16 protein-coding genes and 2 rRNA genes are annotated in these 23,300 nt (G+C 64.0%); 9 read left to right on the top strand and 9 right to left on the bottom strand.

Annotated elements, in window-relative coordinates; genetic code table 11:
- The first annotated feature begins 316 nt into the window (after window positions 1-316).
- Window positions 317-3,451, top strand: a 23S ribosomal RNA gene (locus tag L1080_RS14730).
- 153 nt (window positions 3,452-3,604) lie between these two features.
- Window positions 3,605-3,721, top strand: a 5S ribosomal RNA gene (gene rrf / locus L1080_RS14725).
- A 78-nt stretch (window positions 3,722-3,799) separates the two neighbouring features.
- On the opposite strand, the gene L1080_RS14720 is transcribed toward rrf, so the two are convergent.
- Complete coding sequence (locus L1080_RS14720; protein ID WP_250771186.1) at window positions 3,800-5,416, bottom strand: PucR family transcriptional regulator; 1,617 nt, start codon at window positions 5,414-5,416, stop codon at window positions 3,800-3,802.
- A 125-nt stretch (window positions 5,417-5,541) separates the two neighbouring features.
- Here L1080_RS14720 and L1080_RS14715 point away from each other — a divergent pair, with 125 nt between their 5' ends.
- Entirely contained in the window at window positions 5,542-5,931 is a 390-nt protein-coding gene (locus L1080_RS14715; RefSeq protein ID WP_459031050.1) for a UBP-type zinc finger domain-containing protein, read from the top strand.
- Here L1080_RS14715 and L1080_RS14710 read toward each other — a convergent pair.
- A complete protein-coding gene (locus L1080_RS14710; protein ID WP_159921220.1) occupies window positions 5,897-6,679 on the bottom strand; it encodes an SWIM zinc finger family protein in 783 nt (260 codons plus the stop codon). The two genes, L1080_RS14715 and L1080_RS14710, sit on opposite strands and share 35 nt — an antisense overlap.
- Window positions 6,676-9,495 (bottom strand): DEAD/DEAH box helicase, encoded by a 2,820-nt coding sequence (locus tag L1080_RS14705; protein ID WP_250771194.1) that lies wholly within the window; start codon window positions 9,493-9,495, stop codon window positions 6,676-6,678. Before L1080_RS14705 ends, L1080_RS14710 begins: the two co-directional genes overlap by 4 nt.
- A 125-nt stretch (window positions 9,496-9,620) precedes the next feature.
- Here L1080_RS14705 and L1080_RS14700 point away from each other — a divergent pair, with 125 nt between their 5' ends.
- Complete coding sequence (locus L1080_RS14700; RefSeq protein WP_250771197.1) at window positions 9,621-10,418, top strand: TetR/AcrR family transcriptional regulator C-terminal domain-containing protein; 798 nt, start codon at window positions 9,621-9,623, stop codon at window positions 10,416-10,418.
- Here L1080_RS14700 and L1080_RS14695 read toward each other — a convergent pair.
- The gene (locus L1080_RS14695) at window positions 10,365-11,960 is read right to left on the bottom strand and encodes an adenylate/guanylate cyclase domain-containing protein (protein ID WP_250771549.1); all 1,596 of its coding nucleotides are present in this window, start codon (window positions 11,958-11,960) and stop codon (window positions 10,365-10,367) included. The two genes, L1080_RS14700 and L1080_RS14695, sit on opposite strands and share 54 nt — an antisense overlap.
- Window positions 11,961-12,002: 42 nt before the next feature.
- Between L1080_RS14695 and nucS the strand changes: the two genes are divergently transcribed.
- A complete protein-coding gene (gene nucS, locus L1080_RS14690; RefSeq protein WP_109328727.1) occupies window positions 12,003-12,677 on the top strand; it encodes an endonuclease NucS in 675 nt (224 codons plus the stop codon).
- 16 nt (window positions 12,678-12,693) lie between these two features.
- Window positions 12,694-13,020, top strand: coding sequence for an ATP/GTP-binding protein (locus L1080_RS14685; protein ID WP_250771200.1), 327 nt, complete (start codon window positions 12,694-12,696; stop codon window positions 13,018-13,020).
- On the opposite strand, the gene L1080_RS14680 is transcribed toward L1080_RS14685, so the two are convergent.
- Together L1080_RS14680 and mce are read right to left on the bottom strand one after the other, a co-directional pair.
- Window positions 13,017-14,105 carry a coiled-coil domain-containing protein gene (locus tag L1080_RS14680; protein WP_250771203.1) on the bottom strand — a complete coding sequence of 363 codons (1,089 nt, stop codon included), beginning with the start codon at window positions 14,103-14,105 and terminating at the stop codon, window positions 13,017-13,019. The two genes, L1080_RS14685 and L1080_RS14680, sit on opposite strands and share 4 nt — an antisense overlap.
- 111 nt (window positions 14,106-14,216) lie before the next feature.
- Window positions 14,217-14,690 carry a methylmalonyl-CoA epimerase gene (gene mce / locus L1080_RS14675; RefSeq protein WP_159921232.1) on the bottom strand — a complete coding sequence of 158 codons (474 nt, stop codon included), beginning with the start codon at window positions 14,688-14,690 and terminating at the stop codon, window positions 14,217-14,219.
- Between the two features lie 128 nt (window positions 14,691-14,818).
- On the opposite strand from mce, the gene L1080_RS14670 reads away from it, so the two are divergent.
- The 3 genes from L1080_RS14670 (at window position 14,819) to L1080_RS14660 (ending at window position 17,485) form a co-directional block, all read left to right on the top strand.
- Window positions 14,819-16,012, top strand: coding sequence for an acetyl-CoA C-acetyltransferase (locus L1080_RS14670; protein ID WP_250771206.1), 1,194 nt, complete (start codon window positions 14,819-14,821; stop codon window positions 16,010-16,012).
- 64 nt (window positions 16,013-16,076) lie between these two features.
- Window positions 16,077-16,448: a DUF3817 domain-containing protein gene (locus L1080_RS14665; RefSeq protein WP_159921236.1), complete on the top strand. Its 372-nt coding sequence runs from the start codon at window positions 16,077-16,079 to the stop codon at window positions 16,446-16,448.
- A gap of 131 nt (window positions 16,449-16,579) precedes the next feature.
- A complete protein-coding gene (locus L1080_RS14660) occupies window positions 16,580-17,485 on the top strand; it encodes a tetratricopeptide repeat protein (protein ID WP_250771209.1) in 906 nt (301 codons plus the stop codon).
- A gap of 17 nt (window positions 17,486-17,502) precedes the next feature.
- Here L1080_RS14660 and L1080_RS14655 read toward each other — a convergent pair whose 3' ends face one another.
- The 3 genes from L1080_RS14655 to L1080_RS14645 are packed head-to-tail and all read right to left on the bottom strand — an operon-like array spanning window position 17,503 to window position 23,181.
- On the bottom strand, window positions 17,503-18,918 hold the full coding sequence (locus L1080_RS14655) for a neutral zinc metallopeptidase (RefSeq protein ID WP_250771552.1): 1,416 nt from the start codon (window positions 18,916-18,918) through the stop codon (window positions 17,503-17,505).
- Window positions 18,919-18,964: 46 nt separating this feature from the next.
- Entirely contained in the window at window positions 18,965-21,163 is a 2,199-nt protein-coding gene (glgB, locus tag L1080_RS14650; RefSeq protein WP_250771213.1) for a 1,4-alpha-glucan branching protein GlgB, read from the bottom strand.
- Entirely contained in the window at window positions 21,163-23,181 is a 2,019-nt protein-coding gene (locus tag L1080_RS14645) for an alpha-1,4-glucan--maltose-1-phosphate maltosyltransferase (RefSeq protein ID WP_159921240.1), read from the bottom strand. The genes glgB and L1080_RS14645 overlap by 1 nt, the downstream gene beginning before the upstream one ends.
- Window positions 23,182-23,300 lie beyond the last annotated feature (119 nt).

Here is a 23,300-nt window from a genome sequence, read left to right as displayed (position 1 = left end):
GTACCGCTGAACAGTCAGTGGATGATGGTCTGGCAGAGGCCATTTCGGATGCGTATGTTATCCGGTGGTTGCTCATGGGTGGATCGCTGACAAGTATTGGTTCTCAACTGCCGGCCTGTGTGCTGGTGGGAGGGCGAATTATATCGACATACTGTTGGGTCCTGAGGGAACACGTGAGTGTTTTTTCTTTCAGGAAAGTGACGATCCGGTTCGGATGTCAGGCAGACCGCATCACTTTTGGTGGTGGGCATGGTGCTGGCGGAGTTCGAGGCGGGTGTGTTGTTTGAGAACTGCACAGTGGACGCGAGCATCTTTGTTGTAAGTAATGAAGAGCGTACGGTGGATGCCTTGGCACCAGGAGCCGATGAAGGACGTAGGAGGCTGCGATAAGCCTCGGGGAGCTGTCAACCGAGCTGAGATCCGAGGATGTCCGAATGGGGAAACCCAGCACGAGTGATGTCGTGTTACCCGCATCTGAATATATAGGGTGTGTGGAGGGAACGTGGGGAAGTGAAACATCTCAGTACCCACAGGAAGAGAAAACAATAGTGATTCCGTGAGTAGTGGCGAGCGAAAGCGGAAGAGGCTAAACCATGGATGTGTGATAGCCGGCAGGCGTTGCATTCGTGGGGTTGTGGGGTTCATCTTGTCAATGCTGCCGTGTTGGCCGACAGTAAGAAATCATGGTGTTAGTGGAAGTGGTCTGGAACGGCCTGTCGTAGAGGGTGAGAATCCCGTACACGAAAACATTGTGACTGTCGTGATGGAAACCCAAGTAGCACCGGGCCCGTGAAATCTGGTGTGAATCTGTCGGGACCACCCGATAAGCCTGAATACTCCCTGGTGACCGATAGCGGACTAGTACCGTGAGGGAAAGGTGAAAAGTACCCCGGGAGGGGAGTGAAATAGTACCTGAAACCGTGCGCTTACAATCCGTCAAAGCCTTCGAACACTTCGGTGTTGGGGGTGATGGCGTGCCTTTTGAAGAATGAGCCTGCGAGTTAGTGGCATGTCGCGAGGTTAACCCGTGTGGGGTAGCCGTAGCGAAAGCGAGTCCGAATAGGGCGTTCATAGTGGCATGTTCTAGACCCGAAGCGGAGTGATCTACCCATGGCCAGGTTGAAGCGACGGTAAGACGTCGTGGAGGACCGAACCCACTTAGGTTGAAAACTGAGGGGATGAGTTGTGGGTAGGGGTGAAAGGCCAATCAAACTCCGTGATAGCTGGTTCTCCCCGAAATGCATTTAGGTGCAGCGTCGCGTGTTTCTCATCGGAGGTAGAGCTACTGGATGGTCTAGGGGGCCCACAAGCTTACCGAAATCAGCCAAACTCCGAATGCCGGTGAGTGAGAGCGCGGCAGTGAGACTGCGGGCGATAAGGTTCGTAGTCGAGAGGGAAACAGCCCAGATCGCCAGCTAAGGTCCCTAAGCGTGTACTAAGTGGAAAAGGATGTGGGGTCGCGAAGACAACCAGGAGGTTGGCTTAGAAGCAGCCACCCTTGAAAGAGTGCGTAATAGCTCACTGGTCAAGTGATCCTGCGCCGACAATGTAGCGGGGCTCAAGTACACCACCGAAGCTGCGGCATTCACACAATGCACCCCCATTTTCCTGCGGGAGGGTGGGCAGTGGTGTGGATGGGTAGGGGAGCGTCGTGTGGCCATGGAAGCGGCGGGGTGACCCAGCCGTGGAGGCCACACGAGTGAGAATGCAGGCATGAGTAGCGAAAGACGAGTGAGAAACTCGTCCGCCGAATGACCAAGGGTTCCTGGGCCAGGTTAATCCGCCCAGGGTGAGTCGGGACCTAAGACGAGGCCGACAGGCGTAGCCGATGGACAACGGGTTGATATTCCCGTACCCGTGTGAACGCGCCCCTGGTGAATCAGTGATACTAACCACCCTGAAACCGCGTGTGAACCTTCGGGTTCGTGCGTGGCGGATGCGTGGGACCTGATCTGGTAGTAGCCAAGCGATGGGGTGACGCAGGAAGGTAGCTGAGCCAGTCAGTGGTAATACTGGTGTAAGCCTGTAGGGAGTGACCTAGGCAAATCCGGGTCACACATATCCTGAGAGGTGACGCATAGCCGAATGAGGCGAATTCAGTGATCCTATGCTGCCGAGAAAAGCCTCTAGCGAGCTTTCACACGGCCCGTACCCCAAACCGACACAGGTGGTCAGGTAGAGAATACTAAGGCGATCGAGATAACTATGGTTAAGGAACTCGGCAAAATGCCCCCGTAACTTCGGGAGAAGGGGGGCCTCGTCTGGTGATCACTCTTGCAGTGTGAGCTGGGTGGGGCCGCAGAGACCAGTGAGAAGCGACTGTTTACTAAAAACACAGGTCCGTGCGAAGTCGTAAGACGATGTATACGGACTGACGCCTGCCCGGTGCTGGAAGGTTAAGAGGACCGGTTAGCCATTTCGGTGGCGAAGCTGAGAATTTAAGCCCCAGTAAACGGCGGTGGTAACTATAACCATCCTAAGGTAGCGAAATTCCTTGTCGGGTAAGTTCCGACCTGCACGAATGGCGTAACGACTTCTCAGCTGTCTCAACCATAGACTCGGCGAAATTGCATTACGAGTAAAGATGCTCGTTACGCGCGGCAGGACGAAAAGACCCCGGGACCTTCACTACAGCTTGGTATTGGTGTTCGGTTCGGTTTGTGTAGGATAGGTGGGAGACTGTGAAGCGCTCACGCCAGTGAGTGTGGAGTCGTTGTTGAAATACCACTCTGATCGTATTGGACCTCTAACCTCGGACCATGATCTGGTTCAGGGACAGTGCCTGGTGGGTAGTTTAACTGGGGCGGTTGCCTCCCAAAATGTAACGGAGGCGCCCAAAGGTTCCCTCAGCCTGGTTGGCAATCAGGTGTCGAGTGCAAGTGCACAAGGGAGCTTGACTGTGAGACTGACAAGTCGAGCAGGGACGAAAGTCGGGACTAGTGATCCGGCACCGGCAAGTGGAAGCGGTGTCGCTCAACGGATAAAAGGTACCCCGGGGATAACAGGCTGATCTTCCCCAAGAGTCCATATCGACGGGATGGTTTGGCACCTCGATGTCGGCTCGTCGCATCCTGGGGCTGGAGTAGGTCCCAAGGGTTGGGCTGTTCGCCCATTAAAGCGGCACGCGAGCTGGGTTTAGAACGTCGTGAGACAGTTCGGTCTCTATCCGCCGCGCGCGTTAGAAACTTGAGGAAGGCTGTCCCTAGTACGAGAGGACCGGGACGGACGAACCTCTGGTGTGCCAGTTGTTCCACCAGGAGCACCGCTGGTTAGCTACGTTCGGAAGGGATAACCGCTGAAAGCATCTAAGCGGGAAGCCTGTTCCAAGATGAGGTTTCTCACCCCCTCGAGGGGGTAAGGCCCCCGGCAGACCACCGGGTTGATAGGCCAGAACTGGAAGCCCAGTAATGGGTGTAGGTGACTGGTACTAATAGGCCGAGGACTTACCACAAAGAAGCTACGCGTCCACTGTGCAGTATCTGAAACAACACACAGATACCCTTTTCCCTTTACGGAACCCCCGACAAGTTCCGCACCCACCCGGGTGCGTGGCCACGGAGGGGAAACCGGAAAAGGGACGATGGGTGTGACAGTTTCATAGAGTTACGGCGGCCATAGCGGAGGGGAAACGCCCGGCCCCATTCCGAACCCGGAAGCTAAGCCCTCCAGCGCCGATGGTACTGCACTCGACAGGGTGTGGGAGAGTAGGACACCGCCGAACATCCGTTACCGGAAGCCCCCCAACACCTGTTGGGGGGCTTCCGGCATTCCACCACAAAAATGGTTGGTCTCGGGACCCTCATGATCGGGTAGCGCCGGCGAGTACCTGCAACGCCCGCGTGGCGAGATGAAGGTTCAACCGGGTATCGACGCTCCGGAGATCACGATCGGTGAGTTCGTGTATACGGGACATGCGGTATCTCAAGGTACTGCGGTGAATTCGGAGAGCGCGAGCGGTTTCGTCGTACTTGCCACCGCAGTCCAGATACTGGGCCAAGGTGGCTGTCATGGTGCTGTGGTGGTCCCGGTCGTAGTCGAGGAGCGGCCCGAGCCATTCCTGAACGAAATTTTCGACGTCGCGTGTCGTCGCGTGCGCGTCGAGGATGCGGTACACGCCCAATTCGTCGAAATGTGCCACGCCCCAGGGCGACAGTGATTGCTTTCGTATTTCCAGAGCTCGTACCGCGTTGCTGTACGACTGAGGTATCTCACTGGGTGACGAACATTCTGATCCGACACCCATCACTCCGCTCGCCGGCCCGAGGGTCTTCTCCACAGTTCGGAACGCTTCAACCGCATCGGTTTTCGACTGTGTAATCGCGGCGACGACCCCCGAACCGTGGTCGCTGCGGTGCATGAGAAGGGCCGCGGAATCGGTCGAGGCGAAGTATCGGTGTAGGGCGTCGGACACGGTATCGGCATTCGTCTCCGAATCCCACTCGACCACCAGAACTCGCTGCGGTTCGTGAAGGTCGTAGCCAAGTGCTTCGGCACGCGAGTAGGCACTGTCGTCGTCGGTTCCAGAGAGAAGATCGTCCCCGAGATCGCGGCTCAACCGTGCCTCGGTCTCCGCCAACGACCGTTCGTGCGCCATCTCGATGGCGAGGACCGTCGCGGCGTGTTCCAGCGCGAACGTGTCCAAGTCCGTCGCCTCGTGTTCTGGGTCGCAGAGGTACACGATCCCCAGCAGAGCTTGACGGGGTCGAACGATCTGCAGGATCCGGTTGTCATCCCGCAGCGGTTTGCCCTCCATAGTGGCTCGGCGCACGACGTCGACTCGATTCCGGCCCCCAATCCGACGATATCGCGGCATCTTTCCGGGACCGGCCCAGACTCGGAGGTTGCCGAATTGGTCCTCGACCCCCACGGGTAGTCCGGTCAGCTGATGGAGGGTATCCGCGATGACCGCTTCGGACGCGCCCGCGAGAGAAAGCCGATCGAGCGTTTCACGGATCCTCGCTTCGGACTGGAGTCGCTCGAGCTGCTCCGTCACTGCGGCCAGCTGCTCCGTCACTGCGGCCACTTCGTCGGAAGCTTCTCGCACACTGCGTGCCTGCGCTTCTGCGCGCAAGGCGCGGGAGGCGGAACGCAGGGCAGACATGGTGTGCTGAATCAGCAGTTCGAGAAGAGTGACTTCCCTCTGGGTTGGTGGACGAGCGGCCCTGATCATCAGCGCGATGGTGTCGACCGAAGGCTCGTCGAACAGAATGCGCTGACGCCAGAATCCGTCCGCATCTCCTGCCACCGGTTCCACTGTGAACGGTCCCAAGTGACCAAGGGCCTCCCGCATCACGCCGAGGATAATGTCCCGATCACCGGAGTCATGCATGTCCGCTGTGAGTGCCAGAACGGAACAGAGGTCGGATGCCCGAGGAGTGTCGACCACCCTGGGGTCTGGGGATGCTTCCAGATCCATGCCTTGATCTACCCCGGATATCCAGGGTCGAAACCCCCAAGGGTGTGCATCCGTGCCGATTCCCGTCAGACTCTTTCGTTCCGCCGTGACCATGTGGTGCGCGCCCGCAGGCGTCAATCTTGGGGATGAGGGGTGGCGACATGATCCAATCCGATACCTGGCACGATCCTGATCTGAACATGATTCGCGACGTCGTCGCGCATACGTCGGACGGGTGCGAGGGCTGTCTCGCACTCGGTACCCGGTGGGCACACCTGATGCTGTGCCTGACGTGTGGGTACGTCGGCTGTAGTGACTCGTCACCAATGCGTCATGCCAGACACCACGCACAGACCAGCGGGCATCCGATCGCACAGTCTCTGCATCCCGGGGACAACTGGCGCTGGTGCTTCGTGCATGACGTCAAGATCTGTACGCCGTACCCGGCGACCGGGACGAGGGTCGTCGGCCCGAGCGTCGTGCCGGGACTGACGAAGGATGTCAGACAGGGTCTCCGTATCGCGAAATCGCAGTGAGAATCGCCGTCCAGATTGCGTCTGCGGGAACTTCGGGCGGCGCATCGTCCAGCCACCCGGGGCGCGGTGGGACGGCCCCCTCGGTGGTGGGCATCGTCGGCAAGTCACCGGGGACGTCAGCGTAGGCGTCGGCGGCCGGCGTAGGCCTCGACGTGGCGGCGAACGAGGAGTCCGAAAGGTTTTCCTGGTGCGATTCGTGCCGCAAGTCGAGCAGTTGCCGACCCTCGCGACCGCGGAGCAGAAACACCAGCAGCGGGTCGTCGTCGAGTATCCACGCGGCCTGGTACAGGACCGCCGCGGCATGTCGGCAAGGCGCGTCCCAGTCCTCACACGTGCATGTCGCGTCCGCATCGAACATCGAAGGCAGGAGCGATATGCCGATTGCCGCGAGATCTTCGTGCAGTTCGCGCGGAAGCGTTCCGCTGGACAACTGGGCGACGTGGCCACTCCTCGATCTGAGCGCGGCAGATACCCGCTCCCACTCTGCATCGTCGAGCACATCGACACGAATGCGCACGTGCAGCAGCTCGTCGCTGGAATGCACGTCGGCGGAAAGAAGTCCGGCGGCGAAGGTCAGCGGGCCGACCATTCCGCCGCGGGCATGAGCGCGTCCCTGCTTCAGCGTGTGAGAGTCGAGTGCAGATTGCTCGAGATCGTCCACCCACTGCTGGGCCCACCAGGTCCTACCGCGAGTACGTTTGCCCTTTTGGACCCCGAAGGGGGGAAGTGTCAACGCGGTCGTCGTCACAGAATGCCTCCGAGTTGATAGTCGGGGCTCAACGCCACGAGTTCGGTGAGTTCTCCGTCGGTCAGTTCGGTGAAGGCGGCGGCACCGCGAAGTAGGACCGAGTCGGCGAGCGCTCGTTTGCTGTCGAGCATGGCGGCAATACGTTCCTCGATGGTGCCCGCGGTGATGAAGCGATGGACCACCACCGGCCGGTGCTGGCCGATCCGGTAGGCACGATCGGTTGCTTGGTCTTCGACGGCCGGATTCCACCAGCGATCGAAGTGTACGACGTGATCCGCTCGCGTCAGATTGAGTCCGGTCCCCGCGGCTTTGAGGGACAGAATCAAGACCGGTACGTCGCCACTCTGAAACCGTTTCACCAGTTCCTCCCTGGCAGCTACCGAGGTGCCGCCATGGAGGAATTCGCACTCGATACCGCGGGAGCTCAGGTGCTGCCGCAGAAGTCGCCCCATCGCAGTGAAGTGGGTGAAGACCAGCGATCGGCCGTCCTCCGACAGAGTGGTGTCGACCAGGTCGTCGAGGAGGTCGATCTTCTGGGAGCGGCCCCCCAGGGACGTGGGCTGTTGCCCGAGGTACTGCGCTGGGTGGTTGCAGATCTGTTTGAGGCCGGTCAGCAGGGACACGATACCGCCGCGACGCTGCATGCCGTCGCTGCTACGAATCTGTTCGAGAGCCTCCCGGACGAGCGCTTCGTACAACGCAGCCTGCTCTGGAGTGAGCCCGACATCCACGTCGATTTCGGTTTTCGGTGGAAGCTCCGGGGCTATCCCGGGATCCGACTTCTTTCGGCGTAGGACGAACGGTGCGATGAGGCCGGCCAGCTCGCTAGCACGATCCACGCCGTCGCCGCCGCTCGGGTTGTCGTAGCGCCGCCGAAATTGTGCGTATGTGCCGAGGAGACCGGGTGTGACACCGTCGAGTATCGACCACAGATCGCTGAGTCTGTTCTCCACCGGCGTTCCGGTGAGGGCGACGCGAGCCCGGCCCGGCACAGTGCGCAGAGCTCTCGTGACCGAGGCATTGCGATTCTTCAGATGCTGGGCCTCGTCCGCGACGACGAGTCCCCACCCGGTCGCGGCGAGGGCGCCGGCGTCGAGCCGCATCGTCGCATACGTGGTCAGCACGATCGCGTCGGCGCTGTCCGTGAGGTACTCACTCGGCGCTGATCGTCTCGGGCCGTGATGGATGAAGACACTCGTATCCGGGGCGAAGCGTTCGATCTCGCGGCGCCAGTTGCCCAACAAGGATGCGGGGCAGACGACGAGGGAGGGTCCCGAGGTCTCGACTTCCTGCTGACGGTGGACGTGAAGTGCTATGAGGGTCAACGTCTTACCGAGCCCCATGTCGTCGGCCAGGCAAGCCCCCAGCCCGCGGGAGGTGAGCGCCGCAAGCCATCGGAAGCCGGCAAGTTGGTAGTCCCGCAGTTGTGCGCGCAGCGCGGCCGGCACGGGCACGTCGAGGGCGATCTTGTCGGTGAGTTCTCGGGCCGTGCGGGCGAGTGCTCCGTAGGTATCGACACGACACTCTCCCTCGCCGCGGCCAGTTCGGCCTGTCAACGAGGCGCGTAGTGCCTCGACCATCGGCATCGTGCCGGTTCGCCGCTGCAGGGTCTTCCGCACGAGCGCCGAGTCGGCGACGACGTAGCGATTACGCAGTCGCACCACGGCGCGTTCGGAAGCGACCAGCTTCTCCATGTCCTCCCGGGTGAGCACCTCGTCGCCGATCGCCACCCGCCAGTCGAACCGGAAGGCGTGGTCACCACCGAACGCGGTGGGTCCCTCACTCACCGCGGCCTCGCCTAGAACCATGCGGGTCGATGTCTGCGTCATCAGCTCCCGCGGCCAGTGGATCTCGATGCCTTCATCGCGCAGACGAGCGCCGGCGTCACCGGCAAGTGCTGCGACGTCGTCGTCGTCGAGCCTGATTCGATCCGGCGCCTCGGAGCGCAGCAGATCCTCGAGCGGTGCCCACCGAAGCGCGGCACGACGGAGAGCTTCGAGCACCGCAATCCGCGGGTCGACCATGAACGCGGACTCCGCCATGCTCGGATGGCGCCAGAGATCAACGGCGTCGCAGACGATCCCGGGCCTGTCCACCCCGTGCACCTGGAGAGTGGCGTCGAAATCGCTGTCCACCAGATCGACGGTTCCCATGGTCGGAACAGGATCGATGCGCAGGGACAGAGCCACGGTCGTGGGCGCGTGGGAGGCGGTCCAGGCCCTGAGTCGGGGAACGCCGACCGTGTTCCATCCCAGATACGGTAAGGCGTCGGACTCGGCGGGGGCGCACAACCTCGGAAGCGCATCGAGGACGGACGTCACAAAGCCGCGCACCACCTCCGACGCAGCCCGAAGCAGGACCGCCCTCGCGTCCTCGGACAGTTCACCCGAGGGGATCGCGCGGGCCTCGGGTGGAAGGGCAGCGGCAAGGCTGCTGAGGTGGCGTTGCTCGTCCGTGTCGAGGACGCCGAGTCGCCACACGTCCTGTCCGCTCGCGGTCACGGACGGAAGAATCGAACCCTTCGCGAGATACCCGACGGCGGTCCGACCGCAGGCGGCGAAGAAGGCGACCGACCGGTGGACCTCGGCCTCGGCCGGCAGGGCCAAGAGAATGGGGAGCGCGTCGCGCAGGGACACTCGCCGCGTCGGAAGGCTGGCTACCGCATGCTCGCCGACGGCGAGGCGCGTGTACGAGTCCGAATTCGGGGGAGGGGCACCCTGTGGTTTGTCGTTCCAGAAGACAAGGTGTGCGTTCCGCGGAACTTCGGCGGGTACGAACGTGGCCGCGTAGCTCGTGAGAGCCGGCTCTACTGTCACAACTTCACCCTTCCCAGCGGCGTGCAGGCGACTTCACCCCACATACCAGCGCCTCATACGGTACGTCGTACGTCAACGACGCGGTGATCCCTCGAGTTCCCGAGACGTCATGGGAAGATTCCGACATGGCTGGAATCGCGACACCACAGGGCGGCGACCCGGCTCGAACCATGGAGTTGCTGTGGGGCGGTGGCAGTGCGCCCGTGTCGCGGCCCCGTCGGGGACAGGCGGGGCTGAACCTAGACCGCATCGTCGACGTCGCGATCGGCCTCGCCGACGCGGAGGGACTCGATGCTGTCTCGATGCGCCGCCTCGCAGCTGAGCTCGGAGCCGGGGCGATGTCGCTGTACACGCACGTTCCCGGCAAGGTGGAACTGGTCGATGTGATGACCGACCGGATGCTGTCCACTCTCCACGCCGCCCCTGACGGCAGCGCCGACCCGGTCGCAGCGTGGCGGGATCGGCTCGCCGCGGCAGCACGCGGCTATTTCGAGCTCCTCCGCGCCCATCCGTGGATGCTGAACGTCGTCACACTCAGCCGGCCGGTGCTGGGACCCGGGGCTATGGCGAAGTACGAGCGCGAGCTGGCTGCGGTCGAAGGGCTCGGACTCTCAGACCTCGAGATGGACTCCGTGGTGACCCTGGTCGACAGTTTCGCGGTAGGCGCCGCGCGGGCCGCCGCCGAAGCGGCAGCACTGGCTGCTCGGGGAGACGCCGACAGCGAATGGTGGCGCAGCGTTGCGCCGCATTTCGAGAAGGTGTTCGACGCCGACCGCTTTCCGCTTGCCGCCCGAGTCGGGGCCTCGGCCGGCGAACACCACAACGCCGCCTTCGCCCCCGACCATGCCTTCGAATTCGGTCTCGCCCGCCTACTCGACGGAATCGGCGCCCTGATCCGAAACGGTGGACGCTCCCTCGAGTAGCGCCGTGGGAACAGCCAGCCGGGTGGGTTCCACGCGACCACGAAGAGTCACGCTGTCGGTGAGGGTCCACTGCCGCCGTTCGTCCTCGCCCGCTTCGTCGGTGGCACGCTGGGACGCCACAAGCCGTCCGGGGACGTTCTTGGCCAACTCGGACAGACGCGCCGCTTCATTGACGGGATCGCCGATCACCGTGTACTCGAATCGTTCGTGCGCGCCGATGTTGCCCGCGACCGCGCGCCCGGTCGCAACTCCGATACCCGCCTCGCACTCGCGGACCTCGGCGGCGAGCCGTTCGCGCAGAGCACGAGCGGCGGACAGTGCTGCACCCGCATGATCGTCGAGCGCGACTGGTGCACCGAAGATGGCAAGCGCGGCATCACCTTCGAATTTGTTGACGAACCCGCATCGGCGGTCCACCTCGTCGACCACGACATTGAAGAATCGATTGAGTAACTCGACAACCTCCGCGGGGGAGCGGGTGGCGGTCAAGGTGGTCGATCCGATGATGTCGACGAAGAGCACGGATACATCCCGCTCCTCACCGCCCAGCTCCGGCCGGTGGCGAAGCGCATTGCTCGCAACCTCCTGCCCGACGTGTCGCCCGAAGAGATCGCGGATCTTCTCGCGCTCGCGCAGGCCCTCGGCCATGCGGTTGAAGCCGGTCTGCAGCTCGCCCAGTTCGGTGCCGTCGTACACGATCACCTCGGCGTCCAGCTTCCCGTCGGCGACCTCGGCCATCCCCAACTGCACCGAACGGATCGGAGCCTCGGTGGCCCGCACACTGATCACGACGAGCAGCAGGCCGAAACAGAGGATTACACCACCGAGCGCGAGAATCGACACCGCAAGGCTGGTGGGACTGGCGTAGCGAATGAAACTGAACACAGCGATGAGCATCAGTCCGAGCAGTGGCACTCCGGTTCCGAGGACCCAGGCGAGCACGGTTCGACCGGTGATACCCAGGGTCCGGCGGGTCCGCGGTTCCCCTGAACTCAGCGCCCGGGCCGCGACGGGGCGCAGCGCGAATTCGGTGAGTAGATAGCAGAACGCGCAGATGGTTATTCCGGCAAAGGCAACGGTAAATGCCACTTTGGGGATTGTTTGCGGGTTGATGATGCCGTACAGCGCGGTGAAGAACACCCATCCCAGACCCCACAGGGCCGCCTGGACTCGCGTCAGCCGCCACGGCGCCCGGAACGCAGCTGCACGGTCGCTCTCGGTGGGGTCACGGTCGACTGTGGACCATCGAAGGTCGGAGACGATCCGCCGAGTGCCCCACGTCACCCCGATCAACACTGCTGTCAGCACGAATACAGGCACCGCGACGAAATTGGCGAGCATGAATTCACCGGACCACACGCTCGGCCCTGGGACGACCACGCTGATGAGCAGACACGCAATCAGTGCCCCGATGAGGTTGGTGACCACCAACGGAGCGGTGAGCAGTAATTGGACGCGGACGCGGCGGCGGCGCGGGCTTTCATCCGGCGATCCGAGCAACCACGATCCCAGCGGGGCGACAGATCTGCGAGGGCGGCGCATAGTCATTCGAGACTAGTCGGCGCGATCCCTTAGGGTGATCGAGTGCGCCTAGTGATTGCCAGATGCCGAGTCGACTACGTAGGCCGCTTGACGGCACATCTTCCCACTGCGCGTCGTCTGTTGCTGATCAAGGCCGACGGATCGGTGAGCATTCACGCCGACGACCGCGCCTACAAGCCGCTCAACTGGATGAGCCCGCCGTGCTGGCTCGTCGAAGGAGCCGCAGACGACGGCGGAGCACTGTGGGTTGTCACCAACAAGGCCGGTGAGGAACTACGCATCACGATCGAGGACATCGAGCACGATTCCAGCCACGAACTCGGGGTCGATCCCGGACTCGTCAAGGACGGCGTCGAAGCGCACCTGCAGGAACTGCTTGCCGAACACGTCGAAACCCTCGGCACCGGATACACCCTCGTGCGTCGGGAATACATGACGGCCATCGGCCCGGTCGACCTCCTGTGCCGGAACGCCGATGGCGCGTCCGTCGCCGTCGAGATCAAGCGCAGAGGTGACATCGACGGAGTCGAACAGTTGACGCGGTACCTCGAACTTCTCAACCGGGACCCCTTGCTCGCGCCCGTGAGCGGAGTCTTCGCTGCCCAACAGATCAAGCCTCAAGCGAAAACTCTTGCCACGGACCGCGGGATCCGATGCTTGGTGCTCGACTACGAAGCGCTCCGGGGCACCGAGAGCACCGAGTTCCGGCTTTTCTGAGGCCTAGGCTGGTTCCGTGCCCCGTCGCAAACCCCAACCCAGGAACACGCGCCGAGGTGCGTCCAATGCGAACCGCGACGAAGCCGGGTTCGGCGATGCACTGACACGCCGGGAATCGGGCCCCGGCGGGTACAGCGACGAGGACTACGTCGTGCGCACAATCCCGGGGTCACGCGCCACCAAGACCTACCGGTGCCCGGGCTGCGATCACGACATCCGGCAGGGGGTACCCCATCTCGTGACGTGGCCCGCGGAATACGGCGGGGCCGATGACCGGCGGCACTGGCACACCGGGTGCTGGTCGGGACGCAGCACCCGGGGCCTTACGCGCCGGTGGTCCTAGCTGCCCGTCTTGACCGTCCGCTGATCCGCCGAGTCGGCGTTCGATTCCTCGTCGACCGCCGACAGGACTGCGGTGTCGGCGTCGGCATCCGAGTGATCGTCTGCCTTGTCGTCGGACTCGACCCGAGCTGAGGTGGACTCGTTTCGCGCGGGAGCGTTCTTCTGCGCAGACCGGGAGTCGTTGCTCTCGTTGGAGCGTGCGTTCGACTGCGGGGCGGTCTCGGGGTGGGCGTCCAGTAGTTCGCTCTCCCGGTTGACGGACGCCAGCATGGCGGGAACCGAATCGAGCTGACCGCGAATGCCCAACAGCTGAGCGAGGATTCGGCCGCGGAGTACGCGAAGCTCCTCGGCAAGTTCCTTGGCGTGGGCGATCTTGCGCTCCGACTGGTCGGTGGCCGCCTGCAGCCTGCGCTCCGCCTCGTGCGTGGCGTCGGCGAGCCGTCGCTGAGCTTCGGCCTTGCTGGTCGCCTCGAGTTCGTTGACCGCGGCAATCGTCTTCTGCCTGCGCTCGGACATGGAGAGGTCGAAATCTTCCTGCACCTGCGCCCGGCGCAGATCGGCCTCGGCCGCGAGGCGGTCACGCTCGGCCTGCGCCGCCTCGACGATGCGCGCCGCCTCGGTGCGGGCTTTGGCCATGGTCTGCGTGTGCTCGGTCTCGAGGGCGCTACGACGGTCCTCGAGTTCGGCGACCAGCGACTCGTACTGGCCACGAAGCTGAGCGGCCTCCTGCTCGGCGATCGAGATCATCTCCGCAGCATCGGCCTCCGCCTTGGCGCGCACCTCCGAGGCTTCGTCGGACGCCAGGCGGAGCATCCGCGAGATGCGGTCGCTCATACCCTCCGCGGTAGTGGGGGGAACGGACAGGCGATCGACGTCCTTGCGGAGCTCGTCGATCTCGTCCCGCGCATCGTCGAGCTGCTTCGCGAGATCGCGTGCCTGCGCCGCCGCCGCGTCCCGGTCGGCCGCCGTCACGCGCAACTCCGCATCGAAACGCTCGAAGTAGTTGCGCACCTCGTCCCGGTCGAAGCCCTTACGTGCCACGGAGAACGGAAGGGGGATCGAACCGCGGTCCTGCTCGTTTACCATGGCCGCCAATCTACCTGGGCAAAGCCGTGCTTGTCTTTCGGCCTACCTGGTCTTCACTGCTCCCGCGCAGGCCACGGGGCCAAGCATCAGGGGCCTGACGACGGCTCCGCCTCAGTGGCCTGCCGAAGGCTCCACGAGCTCGATGAGGACTCCGCCGGCATCCTTGGGATGGACGAAGTTGATCCGCGAGTCCGCGGTACCGCGGCGGGGAGCGTCGTAGAGGAGGCGTACGCCGCGATCGCGGAGCTGCGCGGAGAGGGCGTCGATGTCGGTGACGCGGTACGCCAGCTGCTGGAGACCGGGACCGCTCCGATCGATGAACTTGGCGATGGTCGAGCTCTCGTTCAGCGGGGCGAGCAGCTGCAGCGCGGTGCTGCCCTCGGGCGCGCCGACGACGCTGAGCATCGCCTCGCGCACGCCCTGCTCCTCGTTCACTTCCTCATGGGTCGACACCATGCCGAGATGCTCCGCGTACCACGCGATGGCCGAATCGAGGTCGGGAACGGCGATGCCGACGTGGTCGATGGCGGTCACCAGGTCCGAAGACAGCGGCGACGGGGGCTGAGAGGGGGAGGTCTGTGTCATGCCCTCGACGTTAGCGCTACCGTTTCTGTAGTTCTCGTCGGGATGTGACTTCCGTCGTGCTGTGCACGCAGACGTGTTCGCCCGGACGTGATCGGCCGACAGAAATCGAAGGATCCGCGGAGGAAAACGTGACCAGTTCTGTGATTGTTGCCGGGGCCCGTACGCCGATGGGTCGGTTGATGGGTTCGTTGAAGGATTTCTCGGGTTCGGATCTGGGTGGGATCGCGATCAAGGGTGCGCTGGAGAAGGCGGGGGTGGCGCCGGATCAGGTGGAGTACGTGATCATGGGTCAGGTCCTGACGGCGGGGGCGGGGCAGATGCCCGCGCGGCAGGCGGCGGTCGCGGCCGGGATTCCGATGGATGTGCCGGCGTTGACGGTGAACAAGGTGTGTTTGTCGGGAATCGATGCGATTGCGTTGGCGGATCAGTTGATTCGGGCGGGGGAGTTCGAGGTGGTCGTTGCCGGTGGGCAGGAGTCGATGTCGCGGGCGCCGCATCTGCTGGAGAAGTCGCGGGAGGGGTTCAAGTACGGCGATGTGACGATGCGTGATCACATGGCGTTCGACGGGTTGCACGACATTTTCACCGATCAGGCCATGGGAAATCTGACGGAGGCGCGGAACAAGTCCGACAGTGTCCCGGTCAGCCGCGAAGATCAGGACGCGTTCGCGGCGGCGTCGCACCAGAACGCGGCCCGGGCGTGGAAGGACGGGTTGTTCGACGACGAGGTGGTGCCGGTGTCGATCCCGCAGCGCAAGGGCGATCCGGTGGTCTTCGCCGCCGACGAAGGGGTGCGCGCCGACACCACGATCGACACGTTGGCAAAGTTGCGTCCGGCCTTCGCGAAGGACGGGACGGTCACGGCCGGGTCCGCGTCGCAAATTTCCGACGGTGCGGCGGCTGTGGTCGTGATGAGCAAGGCCAAGGCCGAGGAGCTCGGTCTCGAGTGGCTGGCCGAGATCGGCCCGCACGGCGTGGTTGCGGGTATGGACTCGACGTTGCAGTCGCAGCCGGCGCGGGCGATCGCGAAGGCGTGCGCGAAGGAGGGCATCGACCCGAAGGATCTCGACCTCGTCGAGATCAACGAGGCCTTCGCGGCTGTCGGGATCGTCTCGACCCGTGAGCTGGGGCTGGATCCGGCGAAGGTCAACGTCAATGGTGGGGCGATCGCTGTGGGGCATCCGCTGGGCATGTCCGGGGCGCGGGTCACCCTGCATCTGGCCCTCGAGATGCAGCGCCGCGGCGGCGGTGTGGGTGTGGCCGCACTGTGCGGCGGCGGCGGTCAAGGTGACGCACTGATCGTCCGCGTCCCCAAGAAGTAGATGGGCGACGAGCCGTGGTGGTGTATCTCACACCACTACGGACCGTCGTAGATAGTCGGGCACAATGGTCGCCATGGCGAACGTCTTCGATCTCAGCACCACGGCCAAGCGCTTCCGATTTGTCGCAATTCTGGAAGCAATCACCTGGCTCGGCCTCCTCATCGGTATGGCATTCAAGTATCTGCCCGCCGACGGTAACGAGATCGGTGTGAAGATCTTCGGCCCCCTCCACGGGGGTGTATTCGTCCTGTACGTCTTGATCGCGCTGTGGACGGCACGCAAGCTGAGCTGGTCTCTGCTCACCACGTTCTGGGCGCTCGTTGCCAGCATTCCCCCCTTCGGCACGGTCGTGTTCGAGGTCTGGGCCGTTCGCGCCGGTCGCATGGCTGAACTGTCCGACGAGAGCGCAGCGAAGAACACGCCTTCGCTGGTCTGAGGCCGTAGGAGGTCGAGCCTTCCTCGGGTCGTGTGCCCGCTTTCCGGTACGCCCACGAATCGTGACAAACTGGGTGCGTGACTCGACCAGGTTCTCGTCCTCCCGCGCGTTCCTCTGCAGTGGCCGCCGCCATGACCGGCGCAGTCGATCTGTCAGCACTCAAGGAGCGCGCCACCACCCCGCCCCCTGCACCCTCCGGAAACGGAGCCGCGCCCTCGGCCGCCGGTTCCGGGCTCGCCCCGGTCGTCGAGGTCACCGAGGCCAACTTCGAAGCCGAGGTGCTCGTCCGGTCCCAGCAGGTCCCGGTCGTCGTCGACCTCTGGGCCACCTGGTGTGAGCCGTGCAAGCAACTCTCGCCGCTGCTCGAGAAGTTGGCTCACGAGGCGGGTGGCACCTGGGTGCTTGCCAAGGTCGACGTCGACGCCAACCCGCGCATCGCCCAGGCATTCGGGGTCCAGTCGGTCCCGACGGTCGTCGCCATCGCGGCGGGGCAGCCCCTGGCGGACTTCCAGGGTGTGCAGCCCGAACCGCAACTGCGTCAGTGGCTGGCCGCCATCGCGCAGGCAGTCGCCGGAAAGCTCAGCGGCCCTCCGTCGGATGGCGCAGACGCCGACCAGCCGGAACCGGAGGACCCCCGCTTCGTTGCTGCCGAGGCGGCCCTCGACGAAGGCGATCTGGCCGGCGCAGAAGCCGCATTCCAGCGCATCCTCGACGAGGAACCCGCCAACGCCGAAGCGCAGGGTGCGCTGCGGCAGGTTCGTTTCCTCGCCCGCGTGCAATCGGTGGATCCCTCTGCCGTCGCGGCGGCGGATGCGGCGCCCGACGATATCGATGCTCAGCTGCAGGCCGCCGACGTGGAGCTCTACTCGCAGGCCCCGGAAGCTGCTTTCGCCCGGTTGATCGGTGTGATTGCCCGGAGCGCCGGCGACGACAAGACGAGGGTCCGTACCCGCCTGGTCGAGCTGTTCGAATTGTTCGACCCTGCCGAACCGGTGGTCATAGCGGCACGCAGGAAACTCGCGGCCGCGCTGTACTGACCGGTGCTCTGGGCCGGTCAGCGGTAGCGTCCCTCGCAAGCCTGCTCGCCGCCCAGCACCCCGGTGCGGAAGGCGTCGACCCGGGAGAACCCACTCGGGACGGTCTCGCCGTTGACATCACTGGCGGCGAGCCCGTCGGTGAGTAGCCCCGACACTGCCTCGTCGAGGTCGCCGGGGGAAAGCCACACACTGCCCTCCTCCAGGGTGGCCGGATTTTCCGGGCTCAGCGCCGTGGTGATGACGCCGGACAAACAGGCGGCGCGCAGAGCTGTCTGCGGTGAATGCAGGTCGTCTCCACGGTCCTTCTGCAGGGCCAGGGTGTACCGCGACGCCAGCAGAACGTATGCGTTGTAGTCGCCGGTCAGATCGGTCTGGAACAGCTCACGCCGGCCCAGCCGGCCCGGTGTGCCACGCTCGGCAAGGGCATCGACACTGACGCCGATGGTGTTGCTCGCCGGACAGAACGACACCGGCTCGGTGACCTCGGCGTCTCTGCAACCGAGGTCCGCGCCGTCGAAGTTCAGCTCCGGCGGATCGCTGAGATCGAAGATCTGCTGGAACGACGCGAAGAACGCCTCCAGCGACTCCTCGGTGACGGGTAGTTCACCGTCGTCGGATTCATCGGCGAAGAACTGAGGGAGGTCGGCACGGCGAGAATCGATCTCCTTCTCGTCGATGCGCGTACAGGGTGCGGGGCCGTCGGTGAATCCGATCTGCGTGGCGGTGACCCGCTCGAACGCCGAACCGTGAACATTGCCGGGGTCGCTGGGATCGGTATCGCCGATCGCGACCGCCGACGCCAGCACCTTGTTCAACCCGTCGGAGGTGTTCAACGTGAAGTGGGGTGACTTGTCTTCCGCGATGTGCCGCATGAATGCCCCGCCGAAGCAGTCGGCCTGCTGCTCGCGAACGATGCCCCCGCCTACCTCGACCTCGGCGATTCCCGCCTTGGTCTGAACGGCATGCCCGTACTCGTGGGCGAGGACGAATACCGCGGCCACCACACCGAACTTCTCCACGACCTCGGGTAGGAGGAGCGCGCGGTCCCAGCCGATGGTGTGGTCGGTGCTGCAATACCCGGCATTGAGCAATTCTTCGGTGCTGTCCCCGCAGAACCGCGGACCGTTCGAATCCCGGGGGTCCCACGAAATCAGTTCTTCGACTGGTTCGAAATCGCGATGGAACAGAGCGGGGAACTGGGTGCGCCAGTAGGACTCGATGTCGCTGACAGCATTGGCGACCATCGTGTCGATCTCGCCGCCGTCGGTTCCGGTGACGGGAAGGTCGGCGTCCGGCACCCCCTTCCGGGCGCCACTCGGCCCGGACGTGGCGTCCAGACCGGCGACCTTGAAGGGATCGTCGTAGATGGAGGCGGCGTCACCGTCGATCGATCGCGCGCAGCCGCACAGTACGACCAGGGCGAGCACACCCATACCCACGACCCACTGCCGACGTCTGGTCAACAACGCCGTGCTCTCATCAACGCTCCAGACTCATCCAGATCGCGCCGTTGGCCGGCAATGCCACCTCGGCAGAGGCGGGCCGCCCGTGCCATGGCTGCGAAGTTGCCGTCACTGCCCCGAGATTTCCCCAACCCGACCCCCCATAGATTTCGGCGTCGGTATTGAGAATCTCACGCCATGTGCCCAATTCGGGCAAGCCCACTCTATAACTGCCGTGTGGCGTACCCGAGAAATTGAACAGACACGCCACGATCGAACCGTCGGTGCCGTAGCGGAGGAAGCTCAGAACGTTGTTCGCGGTGTCATTGGCATCAATCCACGAATAGCCGCCCGGGGACGTATCGAGCGTCCACAGCGCCGGATGCGCCCTGTAAGTGGCATTGAGATCGCCGATCAGTTTCAGGAGACCGCCGTGCAAGCGTCCGGTGTGGGGATCGTCGATCTCGTGCCAGTCGAGGCTGCGCTCTTCCGACCACTCCCGCGTCTGGCCGAACTCCTGCCCCATGAACAGCAGCTGCTTGCCGGGGTGCGCCCACATGTACGCCAGCAGAGACCGGACACCCGCAGCCTTCGCGTAGTCGTCACCTGGCATCCGAGTCCACAACGTGCCCTTGCCGTGCACAACCTCGTCGTGGCTGATGGGCAGCAGATAATTCTCACTCCACGCATAGACGAGCGAGAAGGTGATCTCGTGGTGGTGATAGCTCCGATGGACGGGATCGTGACCGAGATACCCGAGGGTGTCGTGCATCCAGCCCATGTTCCATTTCATGTTGAATCCGAGACCGCCGATGTTCGTCGGGCGGGTGACACCGGGCCACGCCGTCGACTCCTCGGCAATCGTGACGACCCCAGAATGGTGCTTGTGGACCGTCGCGTTCATTTCCTGAAGGAAGTCGACTGCTTCGAGATTCTCCCGGCCACCGTGGATGTTGGGCGTCCAGCCGCCTTCCGGTCGCGAGTAGTCGAGGTAGAGCATCGACGCCACGGCATCGACGCGGAGTCCGTCCACATGGAATTCGTCGAGCCAGAACAGGGCGTTGGCAACGAGGAAATTACGGACCTCGCGTCTGCCGAAGTCGAAGACGTAGGTTCCCCAGTCGAGCTGCTCGCCGCGCCGGGGATCGCCGTGCTCGTACAGCGGGGTGCCGTCGAAACGGGCGAGCGCCCACTCGTCCTTCGGGAAATGGGCAGGTACCCAGTCGACGATTACGCCGATCCCCGACTTGTGGAGGCGGTCGACGAACCACCGGAAGTCGTCGGGGGAGCCGAAGCGCGACGTGGGCGCGTAGTACGACGTCACCTGGTAACCCCAGGATCCACCGAACGGGTGCTCGGCGACCGGCAGCAACTCCACGTGGGTGAAACCGCACTCGGTGACATAGGTGGCCAATTCCTCGGCCATGTCGCGGTAGCTCAACCCGGGACGCCACGAGCCGAGATGCACTTCGTACACACTCATCGGCAATTGTGTCGGGTCGGTGCTCGCCCGCTGCTCGAGCCACTCGGCGTCATCCCATTCGTGCGTACTGATCGCCACGCGGGACGCTGTCGCCGGCGGCACCTCGGTGGCGAACGCCATGGGGTCCGCCTTGTCCCGCACGCTTCCGTCGCGGCCGTGGACGCGGAACTTGTACAGCTCGCCGACCTCGATACCGGGAATGAACAGCTCCCAGACACCGGTGGAGCCGAGCACCCGCATGGGAAAGGTCTCGCCGCCCCAGCCGTCGAAGCTGCCGATCACGCTGACCCCACGGGCAGCGGGTGCCCAGACGGCAAACGACGTGCCGGTCACCGTTCCGTCCGGGGTGTCGTACGAGCGTCGGTGCGCCCCCAGAATTTCCCACAGGCGCTCGTGCCTGCCCTCCCCGAAGAGGTGCAGATCGAGCTCACCGAGGGTCGGCAGGAAGCGGTAGCCGTCCGCCGCGAGGTCGGTGTGGCCGCCCGGCCACGTCGTCGACACCCGGTAATCGATCAGGTCACGGTAGGGAACCAGCGCTCCCCACATACCGTGCGCGAGGTGCTCGAGTGGGAAGCTCTTTCCGCCGATCACCGCTTCGACGGACTCCGCCCGCGGGCGCAGAACACGGATGACCGTGCCGTCGGGGTGGGGGTGTGCCCCGAGGACAGAATGCGGGTTGTGGTGAATGCACCGCGCCAGCAGATCCAGGTCGGCGTCGTCGGGTGCGATTGCAGTGGGCGGTTGGACGGCCACTATGTACCTCCGCGGTATGCCAGCTTCGTCCTGGCCGGATAGGGAATGGACGGCAGAGCCAGAATATGGGCCACCGAACGCCAGGGCTCGAGACGTACGAAGTTCGCCTGCCCCCAGTGGTATTGCTCCCCGGTGACCTCGTCGAGCACGGGTAGGTGGTCGTGCCAGTCACGTCCGAGTGCCGGCATGTCGAGCCACACCGTTCCCTGCTCGGCGCCGAACGGATTGAGGTTGATCACCGTCAGCACGGCGTCACCCGTTGTCGCGTCGAACTTCGAATATGCGATGAGTGCATCGTTGTCGACGTGATGGAAGTGCAGGTTTCGTAGCTGCTGCAACGCCGGGTGCTGACGGCGGATGCGGTTGAGCGCGGTGAGCCATGGTTCGAGGGACTCACCGCGGGCGGCGGCACCTTCGAAATCCCGGGGGCGCAGCTGGTACTTCTCCGAGTCGAGATACTCCTCACTCCCCGGACGCACCGGAAGGTGCTCGTACAGTTCGTAACCCGAGTAGACGCCCCACGTCGGTGACAGAGTCGCGGCCAGTGCGGCGCGCAACGCGAACATGCCGGGACCGCCGGTTTGCAGGCTCTCGTGCAGGATGTCCGGGGTGTTGACGAAGAGGTTGGGCCGCGCCTCGTCGGCCTTCGCTGCGATCTCCTTGCCGAATTCGGTCAACTCCCATTTGGCCGTTCGCCACGTGAAATACGTGTACGACTGGGTGAACCCGCGCCGGGCCAGTCCGTACAGTCGCGCCGGCCGGGTGAATGCCTCGGACAGGAACAACACGTCCGGATCGGTCTTCTTGACCTCCGCGATCAGCCACTCCCAGAAGTCCGGTGGCTTGGTATGCGGGTTGTCGACCCGGAAGATCTTCACCCCCGCGGCGATCCAGTGCCGCACCACACGCAGGACCTCCGCGTAGATGCCGTCCTTGTCGTTGTCGAAGTTGACCGGATAGATGTCCTGGTATTTCTTCGGCGGGTTCTCCGCGTAGGCGATGGTGCCGTCCGGAAGGACCGTGAACCATTCCGGATGGTCCCGCGCCCACGGATGGTCGGGCGCGCACTGCAGCGCGAGGTCGATGGCGACTTCGAGGTCGAGTGCGCGCGCCGCAGCGACGAACGCCTCGAAATCCTGCATCGTTCCGAGCTCCGGATGTATCGCGTCGTGACCGCCTTCGGCCGATCCGATCGCCCACGGTGAGCCCGGGTCGTCCGGCCCGGGAGTCAGCGTGTTGTTGGGTCCCTTGCGGTTGATCACGCCGATCGGGTGGATGGGCGGCAGGTACACGACGTCGAAGCCCATGGCCGCGATCCGGGGCAGCGCGGCGGCCGAGGTGGCGAAGGTGCCGTGCCGGGGCTTCCCGTTCTCGTCCCAGCCTCCCGTCGACCGGGGGAAGAATTCGTACCACGACCCGAAGAGCGCCCGTGTGCGGTCGACGAGGACACTGTGCGCTTCACTTCTGGTCACCAGATCACGTAAGGGATGCGCCCGCAAAAGTTCGGCGACGTCCGAACCGAATGCCGGGGCCACCCGCTCGCCGAGCGGATGCTCGGACCGCAACGATGCGGCGACACCGATCAGCCGCGAACGGTCGTTCCGCGGGACACCCTTGGCGGCACGCTCGAATAGCCGGGCGCCGTTCTCCAGATCGTTGGCCAGCTCGGACGGCCCCTGCCCGACCGAGAGCTTGGCCTCCACGGCATGCTTCCAGGTGGTGATCGGGTCGCTCCACGCCTCGATCCGGAAGGTCCACATTCCTTCACTGGTGGGCGTGAAGGAACCGTCGACGGTGTCAGGCGCAGGTCCAGGGTTCATGGGAATGCGAAAGGTCGCCGATCCGCCGGATGATGCAGTACGGGGTCCTCGCACCGCGAGAGTGGCGGCCACGGCATCGTGCCCCTCCCGCCACACCTTCGCCCGCACGGGAAATACCTCACCGACAACAGCCTTGGCAGGGTAACGCCCGCCCGAGATGTCGGGCATCACGTCGTCGATGCCGAGTCGACCTGTCACACTGGGCTCCGTTCCATAGTCGGAAGTTGCCGACGACGCTTCGTTCCGCCGCCGGTTTCAACCGTAATGGAGCAGACCGGTCCCTGTCCCAGTTGGCGACAGCGCCCCGCGGGAGGGGC

Origin of the sequence: Rhodococcus sp. MSC1_016 (genome assembly GCF_023667485.2) — a bacterium.
Classification (GTDB): domain Bacteria; phylum Actinomycetota; class Actinomycetes; order Mycobacteriales; family Mycobacteriaceae; genus Rhodococcus_F; species Rhodococcus_F oxybenzonivorans.
This window is presented reverse-complemented; position numbering and strand designations above follow the sequence as displayed.

Bases quoted from the DNA above. Each gene is read 5' to 3' on its own strand.
- L1080_RS14720 (WP_250771186.1), bottom strand. From the start codon at position 5,416: ATGGATCTGGAAGCATCCCCAGACCCCAGGGTGGTCGACACTCCTCGG.
- L1080_RS14715 (WP_459031050.1), top strand. From the start codon at position 5,542: ATGAGGGGTGGCGACATGATCCAATCCGATACCTGGCACGATCCTGAT.
- L1080_RS14700 (WP_250771197.1), top strand. From the start codon at position 9,621: ATGGCTGGAATCGCGACACCACAGGGCGGCGACCCGGCTCGAACCATG.
- L1080_RS14695 (WP_250771549.1), bottom strand. From the start codon at position 11,960: ATGCGCCGCCCTCGCAGATCTGTCGCCCCGCTGGGATCGTGGTTGCTC.
- L1080_RS14680 (WP_250771203.1), bottom strand. From the start codon at position 14,105: ATGGTAAACGAGCAGGACCGCGGTTCGATCCCCCTTCCGTTCTCCGTG.
- mce (WP_159921232.1), bottom strand. From the start codon at position 14,690: ATGACACAGACCTCCCCCTCTCAGCCCCCGTCGCCGCTGTCTTCGGAC.
- L1080_RS14665 (WP_159921236.1), top strand. From the start codon at position 16,077: ATGGTCGCCATGGCGAACGTCTTCGATCTCAGCACCACGGCCAAGCGC.
- L1080_RS14660 (WP_250771209.1), top strand. From the start codon at position 16,580: ATGACCGGCGCAGTCGATCTGTCAGCACTCAAGGAGCGCGCCACCACC.
- L1080_RS14655 (WP_250771552.1), bottom strand. From the start codon at position 18,918: ATGGGTGTGCTCGCCCTGGTCGTACTGTGCGGCTGCGCGCGATCGATC.